The 12,765-nt window shown below is 65.2% G+C and carries 24 protein-coding genes and 1 tRNA gene; 6 read left to right on the forward strand and 19 right to left on the reverse strand.

Annotated elements, in window-relative coordinates; genetic code table 11:
• Positions 1–28 precede the first annotated feature (28 nt).
• The 6 genes from EOA24_RS00465 to EOA24_RS00490 all read left to right on the forward strand — a co-directional run bounded on the left by EOA24_RS00465 (position 29) and on the right by EOA24_RS00490 (position 2,613).
• The gene (locus tag EOA24_RS00465; protein ID WP_127409481.1) at positions 29–484 is read left to right on the forward strand and encodes a UPF0262 family protein; all 456 of its coding nucleotides are present in this window, start codon (positions 29–31) and stop codon (positions 482–484) included.
• Between the two features lie 100 nt (positions 485–584).
• A complete protein-coding gene (locus EOA24_RS00470; RefSeq protein WP_281059477.1) occupies positions 585–1,034 on the forward strand; it encodes a low molecular weight phosphatase family protein in 450 nt (149 codons plus the stop codon).
• A gap of 87 nt (positions 1,035–1,121) precedes the next feature.
• Positions 1,122–1,340, forward strand: coding sequence for a translation initiation factor IF-1 (infA, locus tag EOA24_RS00475; RefSeq protein WP_006200926.1), 219 nt, complete (start codon positions 1,122–1,124; stop codon positions 1,338–1,340).
• Positions 1,341–1,359: 19 nt separating this feature from the next.
• Complete coding sequence (locus EOA24_RS00480; RefSeq protein ID WP_126079134.1) at positions 1,360–1,986, forward strand: Maf-like protein; 627 nt, start codon at positions 1,360–1,362, stop codon at positions 1,984–1,986.
• Positions 1,983–2,192 (forward strand): DNA gyrase inhibitor YacG, encoded by a 210-nt coding sequence (yacG, locus tag EOA24_RS00485; protein ID WP_126079135.1) that lies wholly within the window; start codon positions 1,983–1,985, stop codon positions 2,190–2,192. Before EOA24_RS00480 ends, yacG begins: the two co-directional genes overlap by 4 nt.
• 345 nt (positions 2,193–2,537) lie before the next feature.
• A tRNA-Phe gene (locus EOA24_RS00490) sits at positions 2,538–2,613 on the forward strand.
• 53 nt (positions 2,614–2,666) lie between these two features.
• Here the strand turns inward: EOA24_RS00490 and EOA24_RS00495 are convergent.
• From EOA24_RS00495 to EOA24_RS00590, 19 genes are all read right to left on the reverse strand, one after another.
• The gene (locus EOA24_RS00495; protein ID WP_127409379.1) at positions 2,667–3,755 is read right to left on the reverse strand and encodes a tyrosine-type recombinase/integrase; all 1,089 of its coding nucleotides are present in this window, start codon (positions 3,753–3,755) and stop codon (positions 2,667–2,669) included.
• A 268-nt stretch (positions 3,756–4,023) separates the two neighbouring features.
• On the reverse strand, positions 4,024–5,130 hold the full coding sequence (locus EOA24_RS00505) for a PcfJ domain-containing protein (RefSeq protein WP_127409383.1): 1,107 nt from the start codon (positions 5,128–5,130) through the stop codon (positions 4,024–4,026).
• Entirely contained in the window at positions 5,127–5,588 is a 462-nt protein-coding gene (locus tag EOA24_RS00510) for a hypothetical protein (RefSeq protein ID WP_245501728.1), read from the reverse strand. The genes EOA24_RS00505 and EOA24_RS00510 overlap by 4 nt, the downstream gene beginning before the upstream one ends.
• Positions 5,522–5,707, reverse strand: a complete 186-nt coding sequence (locus EOA24_RS00515; RefSeq protein ID WP_127409385.1) for a hypothetical protein — start codon at positions 5,705–5,707, stop codon at positions 5,522–5,524. Before EOA24_RS00515 ends, EOA24_RS00510 begins: the two co-directional genes overlap by 67 nt.
• Positions 5,708–5,898: 191 nt before the next feature.
• Positions 5,899–6,255, reverse strand: a complete 357-nt coding sequence (locus tag EOA24_RS00520) for a hypothetical protein (protein WP_127409387.1) — start codon at positions 6,253–6,255, stop codon at positions 5,899–5,901.
• Positions 6,252–6,500: a hypothetical protein gene (locus EOA24_RS00525; protein ID WP_127409389.1), complete on the reverse strand. Its 249-nt coding sequence runs from the start codon at positions 6,498–6,500 to the stop codon at positions 6,252–6,254. Before EOA24_RS00525 ends, EOA24_RS00520 begins: the two co-directional genes overlap by 4 nt.
• Positions 6,493–6,837: a hypothetical protein gene (locus tag EOA24_RS00530; RefSeq protein ID WP_127409390.1), complete on the reverse strand. Its 345-nt coding sequence runs from the start codon at positions 6,835–6,837 to the stop codon at positions 6,493–6,495. Before EOA24_RS00530 ends, EOA24_RS00525 begins: the two co-directional genes overlap by 8 nt.
• Entirely contained in the window at positions 6,834–7,193 is a 360-nt protein-coding gene (locus EOA24_RS00535; RefSeq protein ID WP_127409392.1) for a hypothetical protein, read from the reverse strand. Before EOA24_RS00535 ends, EOA24_RS00530 begins: the two co-directional genes overlap by 4 nt.
• Entirely contained in the window at positions 7,186–7,749 is a 564-nt protein-coding gene (locus EOA24_RS00540; protein WP_127409394.1) for a DUF1643 domain-containing protein, read from the reverse strand. The genes EOA24_RS00535 and EOA24_RS00540 overlap by 8 nt, the downstream gene beginning before the upstream one ends.
• The gene (locus EOA24_RS00545) at positions 7,746–8,558 is read right to left on the reverse strand and encodes a hypothetical protein (protein ID WP_127409396.1); all 813 of its coding nucleotides are present in this window, start codon (positions 8,556–8,558) and stop codon (positions 7,746–7,748) included. The genes EOA24_RS00540 and EOA24_RS00545 overlap by 4 nt, the downstream gene beginning before the upstream one ends.
• The gene (locus EOA24_RS00550) at positions 8,555–8,773 is read right to left on the reverse strand and encodes a hypothetical protein (protein WP_127409398.1); all 219 of its coding nucleotides are present in this window, start codon (positions 8,771–8,773) and stop codon (positions 8,555–8,557) included. Before EOA24_RS00550 ends, EOA24_RS00545 begins: the two co-directional genes overlap by 4 nt.
• A complete protein-coding gene (locus tag EOA24_RS00555; protein WP_127409400.1) occupies positions 8,770–9,093 on the reverse strand; it encodes a hypothetical protein in 324 nt (107 codons plus the stop codon). The genes EOA24_RS00550 and EOA24_RS00555 overlap by 4 nt, the downstream gene beginning before the upstream one ends.
• Positions 9,090–9,548 (reverse strand): dihydrofolate reductase, encoded by a 459-nt coding sequence (locus EOA24_RS00560; RefSeq protein ID WP_127409402.1) that lies wholly within the window; start codon positions 9,546–9,548, stop codon positions 9,090–9,092. Before EOA24_RS00560 ends, EOA24_RS00555 begins: the two co-directional genes overlap by 4 nt.
• Positions 9,548–9,730, reverse strand: coding sequence for a hypothetical protein (locus EOA24_RS00565; RefSeq protein WP_127409404.1), 183 nt, complete (start codon positions 9,728–9,730; stop codon positions 9,548–9,550). The genes EOA24_RS00560 and EOA24_RS00565 overlap by 1 nt, the downstream gene beginning before the upstream one ends.
• Positions 9,723–10,523: a hypothetical protein gene (locus EOA24_RS00570; protein WP_127409406.1), complete on the reverse strand. Its 801-nt coding sequence runs from the start codon at positions 10,521–10,523 to the stop codon at positions 9,723–9,725. Before EOA24_RS00570 ends, EOA24_RS00565 begins: the two co-directional genes overlap by 8 nt.
• Positions 10,516–11,130, reverse strand: coding sequence for a hypothetical protein (locus EOA24_RS00575; protein WP_127409407.1), 615 nt, complete (start codon positions 11,128–11,130; stop codon positions 10,516–10,518). The genes EOA24_RS00570 and EOA24_RS00575 overlap by 8 nt, the downstream gene beginning before the upstream one ends.
• On the reverse strand, positions 11,127–11,357 hold the full coding sequence (locus tag EOA24_RS00580) for a hypothetical protein (protein WP_127409408.1): 231 nt from the start codon (positions 11,355–11,357) through the stop codon (positions 11,127–11,129). The genes EOA24_RS00575 and EOA24_RS00580 overlap by 4 nt, the downstream gene beginning before the upstream one ends.
• Entirely contained in the window at positions 11,350–12,453 is a 1,104-nt protein-coding gene (locus tag EOA24_RS00585) for a DUF1653 domain-containing protein (protein WP_127409409.1), read from the reverse strand. The genes EOA24_RS00580 and EOA24_RS00585 overlap by 8 nt, the downstream gene beginning before the upstream one ends.
• A 57-nt stretch (positions 12,454–12,510) precedes the next feature.
• Positions 12,511–12,738, reverse strand: coding sequence for a hypothetical protein (locus EOA24_RS00590; RefSeq protein WP_127409410.1), 228 nt, complete (start codon positions 12,736–12,738; stop codon positions 12,511–12,513).
• Between the last annotated feature and the right edge of the window lie 27 nt (positions 12,739–12,765).

The raw sequence follows: 12,765 nt of genomic DNA on the forward strand, positions 1-12,765 counted from the left end.
GCCCGGCCGCGACCAAACCCGCCACAGGCTGACCGACGTCGAGCTCGACGAAACGATCGGACGTTCGACGCCCGACGTCGAGCACGAGCGGGCGGTGGCGATCTTCGATCTCATCGAGGAGAACAGTTTTCGGCCGGTCAACGACGACGGCGCGGGTCCTTACAGGCTCAAGCTTTCGCTGGCCGAGTCGCGCCTGGTCTTTGCCGTCAGCCGCGAGAACGGCGCCGAGGTGGTCACCCACATCCTGTCGCTGACGCCGCTCAGGCGCATCGTCAAGGACTATTATTTGATCTGCGAAAGCTATTACGAGGCCATCCGCTCCTCGACGCCCAGCCATATCGAGGCGATCGACATGGGGCGGCGCGGCCTGCACAATGAGGGCTCGCAGACCCTGATGGATCGGCTCGCCGGCAAGATCGAGATCGACTTCGACACGGCGCGGCGGCTGTTCACGCTGGTCTGCGTGCTGCACTGGCGGGGCTAGATCAGGATGACGTTTCGTTGAACCGCCGTCCTGGTCCAGCTCTTTGTTGGAGCATGATCTTTTCCAAAAACCGGTTCCCACTTTTTGGGATCATGCTCTAGTGCCCGTCCTGCCCCACTCGATCCTGTTTTTGTGCGGCATGAACGCCGTGCGCTCGCCGATCGCGGAGCAGCTGGCGCGCCGCATGCTGCCTGCCACCACCTTCGTCGCTTCGGCCGGCGTGCGCGCCGGCGAGCGCGATCCGTTCGTCGATGCGGTGCTTGCCGAGGACGACCTGTCGCTTGGCGAGCGCCAACCCCGGACGCTGGAGGATCTGGAGGATGATTATTTCGACCTGATCGTGACGCTGGCGCCGGAGGCGCACCACGCCGCGCTCGAGCTCACCCGCTCACTCGCCGTCGAGGTCGAATACTGGCCGATGCCGGACCCGACCGACACCGGCGGGACGCGCGAGCACATCATGGCGGCCTATCGCGACGTGCGCGAGCGGCTGAAAACGCGCATAAGCCGACGTTTCCTGCTTCCAGAGGCAGCAAACGCCACGGATTAAGCGTGTTCACAAGCGCACGATTATCATATAGGTTCCGCCGCAATTTCCAGCCGGGTGCTGGAACTACCATCCAAGCAAAGGTATCGAATGCCGAAGGAAGAAGTCCTCGAGTTTCCAGGTGTGGTCACCGAACTGCTGCCCAATGCGATGTTCCGCGTGAAGCTCGAAAACGAACATGAAATCATCGCCCACACGGCCGGCCGCATGCGCAAGAACCGCATCCGCGTGCTGACCGGTGACAAGGTCCTGGTCGAGATGACGCCTTACGACCTGACCAAGGGCCGCATCACCTACCGTTTCAAGTAGCAAATCGGCGTTAAGCACGATGAGCATCCTGCAGAAGCTCGTGCTTGCCTCGGGTTCGCCGCGCCGCATCGAACTCTTGCAGCAGGCCGGCATCGAGCCGGACCGGGTGCTGCCCGCCGATGTCGACGAGACGCCGCAGCGCGCCGAGCATCCGCGTTCGCTGGCCAAGCGCCTGTCCAAGGACAAGGCCGAGAAGGCGCTGGCCTCGCTGAAAAGCGAGGAAGATTACGCGCCCGCCTTCATCCTCGCCGCCGACACGGTGGTGGCGGTGGGGCGGCGCATCCTGCCCAAGGCCGAGACGATCGACGACGCCATCAATTGCCTCGGCCTGCTCTCCGGCCGCTCGCACCGCGTCCATTCCGGCGTCTGCCTGATCACGCCCGGCGGCAAGCTGCGCCAGCGGCTGGTGGAGACCAGGGTGCGCTTCAAGCGGCTGCCGCGCGAGGAGATCGACGCCTATGTCGCCTCCGGCGAATGGCGTGGCAAGGCCGGCGGCTATGCCGTGCAAGGCCTGGCCGGCTCCTTCGTGGTCAAGCTGGTCGGCTCCTACACCAATGTGGTCGGCCTGCCGCTTTATGAGAGCGTGGCGCTGCTTTCCGGCGAAGGCTTCAAGGCGCACAAGAACTGGCACGTCGCGCGGCCATGAGCCTGGACGACAAGGTGACACCGCTTCGGCCGAAGCGGCCCTGCCCCGAATGCGGAAAACCGTCCTCGCGCGAGCACTATCCGTTCTGCTCCGCGCGCTGCAAGGACATCGACCTCAATCGCTGGCTGAAGGGCGCCTATGTCATCCCCGGCCGTGAAGAGGAAGACGAGGACAGCCCGAAGCCTGGCCCCAAGGACGAGGGCTAAGCGCCAGCGGCACGCCCCCTTCTAAACCGCGTCGCGATCTTTCAGATCGCTCCATGCGCTTTAGGTTTTGATTTTACGCATGTCTTTATCCCGAAACCGGTTTCCACTGCGGGAGACATGCTTAGGGTGGTTGCGGGCAATCAGATCCCGGCTTTGCCGGCAAGTGCGATTGCTCCTTTGCCGACATCGTTCGAACCCCATTGCGCGGCTGCGACAATTGCCCCGGAAAATCGCCCGTTAGGCGCTGGACAGCCAAGATTCCCGTGCTATAACCCACGCGCTTTCAAGGGGCGCCGCCTGGTGCCCTCGCGAAACCCGGCGGGCGCATCCCGTTAGCCGGCGCAGGCCCAGATAGCTCAGTTGGTAGAGCAGCGGACTGAAAATCCGCGTGTCGGTGGTTCGAATCCGCCTCTGGGCACCATCGCCCTTGATAAATCAGCGTTTTTCAGCGGAATTCCCGAACCCCGGATAAGGTTAGGGGTTGGCGGGCTCGTTGGCCGCCTCGAACTTCTGCATTGCCGAGGCCGCGAGGACGCGCTGCCGAGCCGATTTCGTGTAGCGCGTGACCTCCTTCATCGTCTGATGACCCGTGATCGCCATGATCTCGCGGTCGCTGCACCCAAGCTCGGCGAGGCGCGCGGACGTGGCCTTGCGAAGGCCATGAGCCGAGCAATGCGGCAGACCGGCCTTGTTGCACCAATAGCGGAACTTGTTGCCGAAGCCGGCGTCGGCGAAGGGCTTGCCGAATTCGGTCACGAGGAAGGTTTTGATCCCGGTCGGCGTCGCTGCGATGATATCGCGCAGGGGCTTCACAATCGGGATCGAGAGCGTGACCGGGTTTTTGCTGCGGCCCTTTTGCTGCGTGAAGTGGAGCCATCCGTCGCGGACGTGCTGCTGCCCGAACCGGACGATATCGGATCTCCGCTGCGCGGTGTAGAGCAGGAGCGCGAAGGCGAGGCGGGCCTGAGTGCCGATCGGATACTTCGCCTCGAACTGCTCGACTTCCTCGATCGTCCAAGCGTGGAAGCCGCCGGGCTTGCCTTTCAGATACGGCACTTCCCGCGCGACATTGGTCGGCAGCTCGTCGGTATCGACGCCGTATTTCAGCACTTGCCGGATCGCCTTGACCCGGTTGTTGGCGGCCTCGGGAAAGTCCGCCTTCCGATCCCGCAGGACGCGGATCGCCTTCGGCGTGAGGCGATCGAGCGGGAAGTCGGCAAAGGTCGTGGTCGCGCCCGGCTCGGTAGGCTCGTCAAGGCAATGCTCGACAATCTGCCGGCGCACCCGCTGCGTGCTGGCATCGAGCCCCGTGAATTCCGGGGCCGCGAAGTAGTTCTGACAGAGCCACCGCAGCGTGCGCGGGATGGCGACCTTGATCGCTTGCCGCTCGGCCGAGGCCGGCCGGCGGATGCCGCCGCAGGCTGCGTCATAGGAAGCCTTGAACTCGTCCGAGCCCGGCTCCCCTGTCAACGCAATACGCGGGCCTTTGCCCGCGCGGTAGTAGTATCGAACCTTCTTGTGCCGATCGGTCTCGCGGCACACGTTTTTCAATCGGAACATCATTCATTCAACTCCATCACTCGCTAGGCCCTGACGTTCCCCCATGGGTCAGCCGGGGCGGCCCCGTCAGTTGGAATAGCCTCAAAGGCAACGTCAACAGCCAGGCGATCCCATACGAGGCGTCCGCCGAGAGACTTCGGCCCCGGCAGCTTCTTTTCCTCGACCAACCGATCGAAAAGCGTCGTCCCGATCCCGAGGTACGCCGCCGCCTCGTCCCGCGAGAGGCCGCGAGGCGGTAGCGTAGGCGGCAGGATCGAGGCGCGGGCGCGGCTCATCTGCCGCCCTTCCTGGCGCTCGACCGGATCACGGTGCGCCCTTCCCTGATCCCGGCCACGATCAGCGCATTGACCGTATGCAGGAAGCTCTCGGCCGCGAGCTGCACCGACTTGAGGGGTCGCCGATTGCACGGACCCTTGAGCTGCGCGATCACATAGAGCTCTCCCCTCGGGTGCAGCTCCATCGTCGCGACCCGATCGCCCTGGCTGTTGCGGATCGAATAGATGCGGGTGCCGCCGAGCATGACGTGGCGCACGTAGCTCGACACGCAATGGTGCATCGCCTTGCCTTCGATGAAGAGATCGCGGCCGGATTGCAGGGCGGTGAACTCGTAGCTCCCCTCGACCCACGTTTCCGGCAGCGGCCCGTAATCCCGCCGATCGTCAAAGCCGAAGCCCTGCCGTGCGAGGAAGTCCTTCTCGGACTTCTCCTTGGCGAGGTCGGCGTGCCAACGCTCGGTGGCAGCGATCGCCGATCGGAAAGACCAGTCGGGATTGAGGCCTCCTGTGCCATAGCGCAGCATGTCGATGATCTGCCGAATGTGATCCTCGGGGTTCTTCATGCCGTCGCGGATCGCCACCGAGACGGTCTTCGCTGCCCACTCCCACGAGGCTCTGCGCTTTGTCTCGTTCCCGGCGAGCAACATGTCGTTCTGTTGCTTCCAGTTCCGCAGGAAGCGCAGCCACACCACTTGCTCGCCCGATTTCGGGGGGATCGCCTGGGCCAAGGTCGAGGGCGCGATCTGCCGCAGGGCGAGGATCGTCTGGAAATTCGAGGGGATGCAGCCCGATCCTGTGAGGGCGCGGACCTGCAATGGCCCGTTGAATTCCGCCAGCATGTCGCGGAGCTTGAGCCCACGATTGACGGCCGAGCCGAAGCGGTTGGCGACCATGACGCGCTCGTGGGGCCGCCGAGGTATCACGCCCCAAGGGGCGAAGACGATCAGCGCGGGGCACTGTTCTAGATACTGGATCGCATAGCGGTGCGTGCGCGCCATCAGCACCGCGAGGCGCTCAACCCCTTGGTTGGGGTAAAGCTGCCGGGCGCGGACCATGGCGTCGCCTTCCCAAGAGGTGTCGATCGAGGGGAGTGTTTCGCTCATGGCCGTCCTCGCTTGCCGAACGGGCGGCTTGGCCACCTCGACTTCTTCTTGGGCTCAGGCTCGCCCTCGGCCTTCGCGAGCAGCCGGCGTCGGAAGGCTTCCTCGTCCTTTGTGAGGTGCCGCAGCTTCTTGATGTTGCCGATATCGCTCCCGGCCGTGGTGATCCGCTTGTCACCGCCTCGGCCGAAGGTCTTCGTCTTGTGCTCGGTGATCAGCAACAGGTCGATGTGATCCGGGCTGTTGGCCGGCGGGATCGTGTCGCCGGTCTCGGGATCAATCGGACGCAGTTCGAGCGCAGGGTTGTGATCGAACTGCACTTGCTCGATCGTCAGCCCCATCCGCCGCAGGGCCGCGATCAGCTTGACGCGATCAGGGATGGCCTTGCGTTTCTTCATCGCCGGAAGACCTGCGTCCACAAGACGATCTTGTTGTCGATGATCGAGCGCAGCCGCCGCCACGAGCGGCGGCCACCGCGCTCGCGGATATCCTCGTCCCGGTATTGCCGCGTCAGCCGAGTGAGCGCCGTCCAGACTTTGTGCTTGGTCGCCTCGCCGCGATCGAAGCGCTGGATCATCATCAGATCGTACAGCTCTGCGCCTCGGATATAGCGTCGGTTGTTCCACGCTCGGACGCATTTTCGGCTACAGAACTCGGCCGCCTTGCGGCCCTGCTCGAAGCTCTCGCCGCAATTCAGGCAGACGCACACGCGCGAAGGCCGGCTCGGAACTGACGGCCCGTCTTCTGGCGATCGTTCTAGAATTTTTCCGCTCACCGGATACCTCCGGCGGCCTCGATCGCCTGCCGCTTACAGCGATCCCAGGCGCGGTTTGCCTGCCTGCCCTTCTTGGCAGCGAAGCCAGCCGCGACGCTGTAGCGGTAGATGATCTCTTGGTGGACCCCGCCCCCGTTGGCCTTGGCGCATTCGACGCCCTCGGCGTCGATCTGCACGCAGATCATGCGCGCAGCCTCGTAGGCTTCCTCGGCTCGGCGCTTCATCAACTTCGCCTTGCGGGAGACGAGCCGCCAGTGGGCCGAGCATATCCATTCCGTGTGGCCGGCGGGGAGCCGGCGGGCAGCGGTCGTGCGCCGGCAGAAGGGGACGAGGCATCCGATCCTGTCGGTCATTGCTTCGCCTTCCACATGCCGTGGCCTGCCCGCTCGATCACGGCGGCCCGCCTCACAGGCCCGAGATCGGCCACGATCGCCGCGTCGATCGCCTTGCCGACTTCATCGAGCACCCGATCCCGCAGGGCCTTGCTGCCGCCCGCCATGGCCTTGATGATCGCGTCGCTTGCGGCGCTTTCGATCGCGAGGGCTGCGCGGACGAATTCGTCATCGAGCGCCGCCTGGATCAGATCGGCGTTAGGCATTGCCACCCTCCTTGACGAGGCGCTGCACATTCACGTTCTGGCGCTTGATCGTCCAACCGTCGCCGGCTGCGCTCTTGCCGTTCAGCCGGCCCCAGGCGAAGACCTCGAACTCGCCGCGCCGCATCACGTCGGGGATGCCGGCCCCGATCCCTTCGACCCACAAGCGACGGCCAGCGAAGCGGCCAGCCGTGACCCGATAGATCGCGCCAACCTCGATCGTGCATTCGGCTTTCAGGCGATCGCGGACAGCCTCCTTGAGGGCCTCGGCCTCGCGGCGGGCTTCGCGCTCGCGCGCGAGGAGATCGGCCGTGGGGATGTTGTCGAAGCGATCCGTCATACGACGAGCCCCCTTGCCCATTTCAGGATTGCCGTGGCCTCGGGGCCGTCCGACTTTTCCAGCCGGCGCTCGATCTCTTGGACCGCGTAGAACAAGGCGTCGTCCTTGCTCTCGGCGAACTTCCCCCACTTCGCGCCGACCTTGTAGGAACTGCCGTGGCCGCCGCAGTTGAAGCTTGCCGACCACATCCAAAGGCCGTTGTCGTGGCGGTGCAGCTCGATCTCGGCCTGATGCCAGGCGAGGCGCTTGTGCGGCAGGACAAAGGAAACGTCGGCCTCGCCTTGGACAACCGGCCCGTCGCGATCGACGGGCACGATCACCGGGGGTTTGTGCAGGGCGTCGAAGAGATCACGCATCGCCGGCCCCCACGTCGAAGGGGACGAGCGGCCCGAGCTTCACGCCGCGACCGTGGCGCGGCGAGCCGTCCTGCGCGAGCGCGAGGCAGAAGACCGGCTTGCCGACTTCCCGCAGGATCGCCTTGACTGCCGTAGCGTGGACCCGCAGGCGATCGGGCAGCGCGCCCCAGGCGGCCACGATGACCTCGGCGTCCATGGCATAACGCCGGATCGTTTCCCGATTGACCGGGCTGCACGGGAAGATATCGGGGTCGAGCAAGGCCGCCGGATCGGTCGCGCGATAATCCATGACGTTCGCCTTGACGTAGGCGTAGAGGCCGAGGCGATTGTAGGTGTAAAGCCACTCGCGGCGGACGGTCGGATCATCGACCGAGGCGTCAGCCGTGGACGGGTTCATGCCGATCCACAGGGCGAAGGGCGTCCAGCCGTAGCCGAGCTTGCGGCGGGCGAGGATCGTGCGCCGCTTGCCGTCCCCGCTAAAGAACGCCTGCCCTTCCATGTCGGCCGGGATCGGCCACCGGGTCTTGCCGCCCGGATCGTGCAGATCGGCACTCATTTCCTTTTCCTCGCAAAGTCGGAAAGCCTCGGCTCCCTCGGCGGGGCGAGCCCTAAATCGAGCAGCGCGCCCTCGATCTCGTCGGACGCCTTGCGCAGCTTGGTCGCCAACTCGTGCAGCCCGTCGTAAGTGCGCGTGATCCCGGTCTGTTTGACAGCCTTGGCGGCGCGACCGAGCTGCTCCGCGTCTGCGCCCCAAGTGTTCCACGCGGGAAGCTTGATCCCGCTCGCCGCCTCGAACTCGGCGACCTGCCGCTTGAGCCCTTCCGCCTCATGCGCGCGCCGCGACGCTGCGGCCTCGACCCGAGCCTCGAAGGTCTCGTCGTGCAGCTCGCTACGGCGAGCGACCTCGGCGGCGATCACTGCCTCGTCGGCTTTGTGCGCGCGGCGCAGGAGCGCCGCGAGAAATGTGCGATCGATCGGCGCGGCGTCGGTCTTGAGGGCAAGCTTCCGGGTGGTGAATTTCTCACCGTTGAACTCGATCAGCCCCCAGGCCGGCGGGATTTCGGTCAAGTCCTTCACGACGCCCGGCGCGGTGACCAAATCCCAAAAGTCGCAGTAGGCCGCGATCTTCTCGGCTTTCTCGGGCTGCGCCCTCTCTTTCTGCCAATCCGAGCGGCTGACCTTGATCTCGATCCCGTGCAGCGTCAGCCCGCGCGAGGGCCACAGGGACATCGCGAGGGCATCGGCGAAGCGCGTGTGCCTCGCGCCCGTGGCGTCGCCTACCTCGAAGAGCAGCGCCCACTCGGGCTGCGCGTAAAGGCGACGCAGCCCGAGCTTGATATCGGAGGCGGTGACAGCCTTGCTCAACGCCACCTCCTTGCGTCCGCCATGGCGCGGAAGTCGCGCATCGCGCGCTCGGCGTCGCGCAGGCTCGCGGCCAGCCGGCGCATCGCGTATTCATGATCCGCGAGCAGCCGGCGCACCCGCCGCCAGGCGAGGAATTCTGGCGTGATCCCGTGCTTCGCCTTGCACGCATCGATCCGCCGGCCGAGATCGGCGAGGGCTTCGCGTTCCGGGCTCATTGACGGCACTCCTTCGCCGTGAGGACGATCACCGGGCGATACCAGTTGATCTTGATGTTCTTCGGCGGGGTCTCGCCCCGCTTCTTCATGGCGTCGATCTCGTCGTCGCTCGGGGCGTTGGGATCGTATTCGCCGATCATCCAGACCGGCTTCCCGCCGCGCTGCTTGAAAGCGAAATCGTGCGCGCCGTTGAGGCGCTTCCAGCGTTTGCCCGGCTTCGTGCCGGTCGGCATGGAGGCGCTGTATTCCAGCAGCTCGTTGAACTCGCGCAGCGAAAGGCGCAGCCTCGGCAGGTCGCGGATGAACCTGTCCTTGATCACGAGCGCCTCCCGATCTTGCCGACCTTGGCGCGCCGGAAGAATTCCTCGCCGACCTCGGGGATATCGCTGGTATCGACCGGATCGCCCCACAGCTTCGGCATGAACACGTCGGCCGGGCCGTCATAGTCGATTGCGGTGATGACGAAGTGCCGGACGAAGGGGAGGAACGCGGCATAGGTCCGCGCGCCGCCGGCAATCCAGATCGGCAGCGCCGGGTCCATCGTGTGGCACATCTTGAGAAGGCCCTCGGGATCGATATCCCGGCCCCACCCGATCTTGATCCGATCGGGCCGCAGGTTGGGCATGGTGTCGTAGGTCCGGCCGCCGACGATCACGAAGCCGGGCGTCGTCATGCGCTTGAACCATGCAAGGTCCGCCGGATCGTGCCAGGGCAGCTTGCCGCCGAGGCCGAGCTGCCCGCTGCGGCCCACGGCCGCTATGAGGCGCACGTCCATCACGAGCGCCCCCAATGCGTCGGATCGTCCATGAACTCGCGGACGCGGCGCTCGACAGCCTGCGCCTCTTCGGCGATCGCCCGCGCGGGGCGGGTGACTACCGCGCAGAGCGCCCACCCGATCCACGATCCGACAGTCAGCCCGATCAAGAGCCAAGCCCACCAAGGCAGTGCGCTATGCATTGTTCCCCTCCAAGGTATCGATGTTGCCGAGGCGCGGCGCGAGGCTGTAGGCGGCGACCCAAGGGTTCGCCGACCAGAGATCGCCGCCGTGCAGGTTGTTGATCAGGTCGCGGTAGACGAGGCGCGGATCGGGGTGATTACCGATCATGAGGCGGCCCTTGGGCGCATTCACGCCACAGAGCAGTTCCGCGCCGGGCAGGTAAAAAATATCGGGCACGTCGCCGTCGTCCTCGACAATGCCCTCGGCGAGCGCGTCGGCGTAGCTGATATCCTGCAACCGCTCGATCCGAACGTCGGTCACGAGCAGCGTGAGGCGCGACGCCCATCGCGGCATGTGAAGGCCGGGGTACTTGATCGCCTTCCGTGCTGCGCGCGAGCGGTCCACCATGCGGAAGTAGGAAACGAGCGCGGCATCAGGAATTTCGCCCGTGTTCGGACCCGTGTCGCGCAGTGCCTTGTCGGCGATAAATCGGAGTTGGCAGTCGTGGCCGTCTGACCAGAACTCGAACGCCTCGCGGACATACAGCCGGTCGCCGGCTGCAATCGGCAATTTGAACGCCTTCGAGTAGGCATTGAACCGACCGATGCGGAATTGCCAAAGTCGCCCGTTTTGCGCGGCGTAGCCTTCCTTTGGAGCGAGACGCGGGGCCTCGGCGCACGCAAGCGCAGAGGGCTCGATGCCGCTGACATCGAGCAAGCGCCGCGTCTGCGTCTTGCCCTTGCCTGGGCGAGCGATCTCGCGCAGGAGCCCTTGGACCATCGGCGGCGAGAAGAGGATCGGAAGGTCAGCCATCGCCGCTGTCCTTCCTGCCGGCGATCCGGCAGTTGCCGATCCGGCCGGCATTCATCTGGCCCGCCGCGTGACGTTCCAGCAGCATCCGCCCCATGGGGCCGGAGAACTTCGCGCACGAGAAACCGCCGGCTCCGGCGGTGAAGAAAATGCACGTGTTCTTCCCCTCGCCGACGCGGCAGATCGAGCGCTCCCACCCCTCGGGGATCGCCGCCAAGTTGCCGTCGCTGTAGTAGACAGCCGGCGTGTCCTCGGCATCGCGAGCGATCAGCGCGAAGCGATCCTCGGCGATCTCGACCTCGATCCGCCGGGAATTGAGGTTGTGCATGTGCTGCTCGAAATAATAGAGCACATTCGAGAAACCCCACCGGAACGAGGGCATCTTCGAGATCAAGATGCCCTCGCCTCGCGTCTCGAAGATCAGCTCGTATTCCGATGCCGGATCGGCGCGCAGCGCTATGCTGTCCCCGCGCGCGTCCATGCTTGTTGGCTTGCCCTTGAGGCGCTCGGCAGCGTCCCAAAAGTCGGCGCTGATATCGCGCGTCGATCCATCCTCGGCCGTGAGCGTCCACGGCCTTTGCCAGCCGAGATATTCGAGGGTGCCGATCATTGGCCACCTCCGACGACGCTGCGCTTGAAGAGATCGGGCTCGGCCGCCTGGGCGCGGCGATAGTCCTCGGCGATCGCCGTCATGATGCCGATCCGCCGGGTCGCCTCGGCGGTCTTCATCTTGCCAGCGCTGATCAGCCGCCGGTAAACCCGGTGCCGATAGGCGACTTCCTTCTCGACCTCGCGGAGCTTGTCGAAGACGGTGAATTCGGGAGCCTGATCACGCATCGCTGTGATCCCCGTCGTCCGCGAGCGGCAGCGGCGGCGAAAAGCCGATCGGCACCGCCTTAATATGGTTCGGGTTGTCGGCCGTATCCCCGCAGATCGAGCAGTCCCCCATGTGCATCACCGAGGGGCTGTAGTGGTGCGGGCCGGGATCGTCGGGCTGCGGCGCGTCGATCGGCCAGATGAAATCGGGGCCGAGGGGCGTGAAGCGGCCGGGGGTGTTGAAGTTCTCGGTTCGCCTGATCCAGACCTCGCCGGCCTCGTTGTCGTAGACGATGGCCTCGGAGAGATTTTCTTCGAAGCGACCAGTCATCAGGACGCGGTAATAACCGCCCTTGTAATGCCGGTGCGTCGGCCGCCATGCCGGCGGCAGATCGGCGGGCCGCTCGACCCCGAGATCGGCGAATACATCGCCGCTGCTCGGCACCACGATCTCGGCGACCGTGTTGCCGATCTTGCCCGCGAGGTTCGGGTAATTGAGCCGCACCCACTCGGCCGCGCTCGCCAGATCAGCCTCGCCGTTGATCCTGCGGATCAAGACCTCAAGCGCGCTGTCGAGATCGGCCGACAGGCCATCGATCTTGTCCTGCGCCTGATCAAGCTGATCGAGCAACCAGACATCGAGATTGGCGAGGTCGGGCTGCACCAATTCGTTGCCGGGGTTCCCGTTGCGCCACCGCTCGATAGCGCGCATGTGCGCTTTCCACCGCAGATCGAAAAGCTGCTGGTGTTCAAGCACCTCCATTTCGAGTTCGGAGATCCTGTTCTTGCGCTTGGTCAGCTCTTCGCCCACGACGAGCATCTTCGACGCCGCCGCCGCGAGGGCGGTGGACATGGACGAGGTGTTGATCTGATCCCGCCTGCGGGCCTCGCGCGCCTCTTCCTGATAGCGATTGTTCGCTTCGAGCAGCTCGGCCACGCGGCGCTCGTGTTCCTCGCGCGGCACGCCGCTATTCAGCTCGATGAACACCGCCTCGCGTTCGCACCCCTGGCATGGCTTCCAGTCTTCGCTATCGACGCACGGCGTCATGCCGCGCCGCTCGCACGAGCGCCGGCAGGCCGTCGCTGCGCGGGACTTGAAAAGTTCGTCTTCGGTCATTTTCGTGGGCCTCGTGGGTGGGGGAGCCGGCCGCCGCCGCGCGACCGGCTCGGGTCGCTATTCGGACTTGCTGTCGCTGCCCTCGGCGGCGTCGGTCTTGCCCCGCCGCGTGACCGGATCAGCGCGGAATTCTTCGACGCGCAGCCCTGCCTCGGTCAGCGCTTCGAGCTTGCCGCCCTCGGCCTCGACCACCGCATCGAGCTTGGCGCGGTGGCCTTTCAGATCGTGCGGATCGATCGGGATGAAGCCCCTGATCGTGATGTTGATACCCTTCTCCGTTGCCATCCTTTTTCTCCTTGGAAATGGCGTTGC

The sequence above is a fragment of the Mesorhizobium sp. M2A.F.Ca.ET.039.01.1.1 genome (assembly GCF_003998035.1).
Taxonomy (GTDB): domain Bacteria; phylum Pseudomonadota; class Alphaproteobacteria; order Rhizobiales; family Rhizobiaceae; genus Mesorhizobium.

Coding starts and splice junctions, on each gene's coding strand:
- infA (WP_006200926.1), top strand. CDS start 1,122: ATGCCGAAGGAAGAAGTCCTCGAGTTTCCAGGTGTGGTCACCGAACTG.
- EOA24_RS00480 (WP_126079134.1), top strand. CDS start 1,360: ATGAGCATCCTGCAGAAGCTCGTGCTTGCCTCGGGTTCGCCGCGCCGC.
- yacG (WP_126079135.1), top strand. CDS start 1,983: ATGAGCCTGGACGACAAGGTGACACCGCTTCGGCCGAAGCGGCCCTGC.
- EOA24_RS00495 (WP_127409379.1), bottom strand. CDS start 3,755: ATGATGTTCCGATTGAAAAACGTGTGCCGCGAGACCGATCGGCACAAG.
- EOA24_RS00505 (WP_127409383.1), bottom strand. CDS start 5,130: ATGAGCGAAACACTCCCCTCGATCGACACCTCTTGGGAAGGCGACGCC.
- EOA24_RS00515 (WP_127409385.1), bottom strand. CDS start 5,707: ATGATGATCCAGCGCTTCGATCGCGGCGAGGCGACCAAGCACAAAGTC.
- EOA24_RS00520 (WP_127409387.1), bottom strand. CDS start 6,255: ATGACCGACAGGATCGGATGCCTCGTCCCCTTCTGCCGGCGCACGACC.
- EOA24_RS00525 (WP_127409389.1), bottom strand. CDS start 6,500: ATGCCTAACGCCGATCTGATCCAGGCGGCGCTCGATGACGAATTCGTC.
- EOA24_RS00530 (WP_127409390.1), bottom strand. CDS start 6,837: ATGACGGATCGCTTCGACAACATCCCCACGGCCGATCTCCTCGCGCGC.
- EOA24_RS00535 (WP_127409392.1), bottom strand. CDS start 7,193: ATGCGTGATCTCTTCGACGCCCTGCACAAACCCCCGGTGATCGTGCCC.
- EOA24_RS00540 (WP_127409394.1), bottom strand. CDS start 7,749: ATGAGTGCCGATCTGCACGATCCGGGCGGCAAGACCCGGTGGCCGATC.
- EOA24_RS00550 (WP_127409398.1), bottom strand. CDS start 8,773: ATGAGCCCGGAACGCGAAGCCCTCGCCGATCTCGGCCGGCGGATCGAT.
- EOA24_RS00560 (WP_127409402.1), bottom strand. CDS start 9,548: ATGGACGTGCGCCTCATAGCGGCCGTGGGCCGCAGCGGGCAGCTCGGC.
- EOA24_RS00565 (WP_127409404.1), bottom strand. CDS start 9,730: ATGCATAGCGCACTGCCTTGGTGGGCTTGGCTCTTGATCGGGCTGACT.
- EOA24_RS00570 (WP_127409406.1), bottom strand. CDS start 10,523: ATGGCTGACCTTCCGATCCTCTTCTCGCCGCCGATGGTCCAAGGGCTC.
- EOA24_RS00575 (WP_127409407.1), bottom strand. CDS start 11,130: ATGATCGGCACCCTCGAATATCTCGGCTGGCAAAGGCCGTGGACGCTC.
- EOA24_RS00580 (WP_127409408.1), bottom strand. CDS start 11,357: ATGCGTGATCAGGCTCCCGAATTCACCGTCTTCGACAAGCTCCGCGAG.
- EOA24_RS00585 (WP_127409409.1), bottom strand. CDS start 12,453: ATGACCGAAGACGAACTTTTCAAGTCCCGCGCAGCGACGGCCTGCCGG.
- EOA24_RS00590 (WP_127409410.1), bottom strand. CDS start 12,738: ATGGCAACGGAGAAGGGTATCAACATCACGATCAGGGGCTTCATCCCG.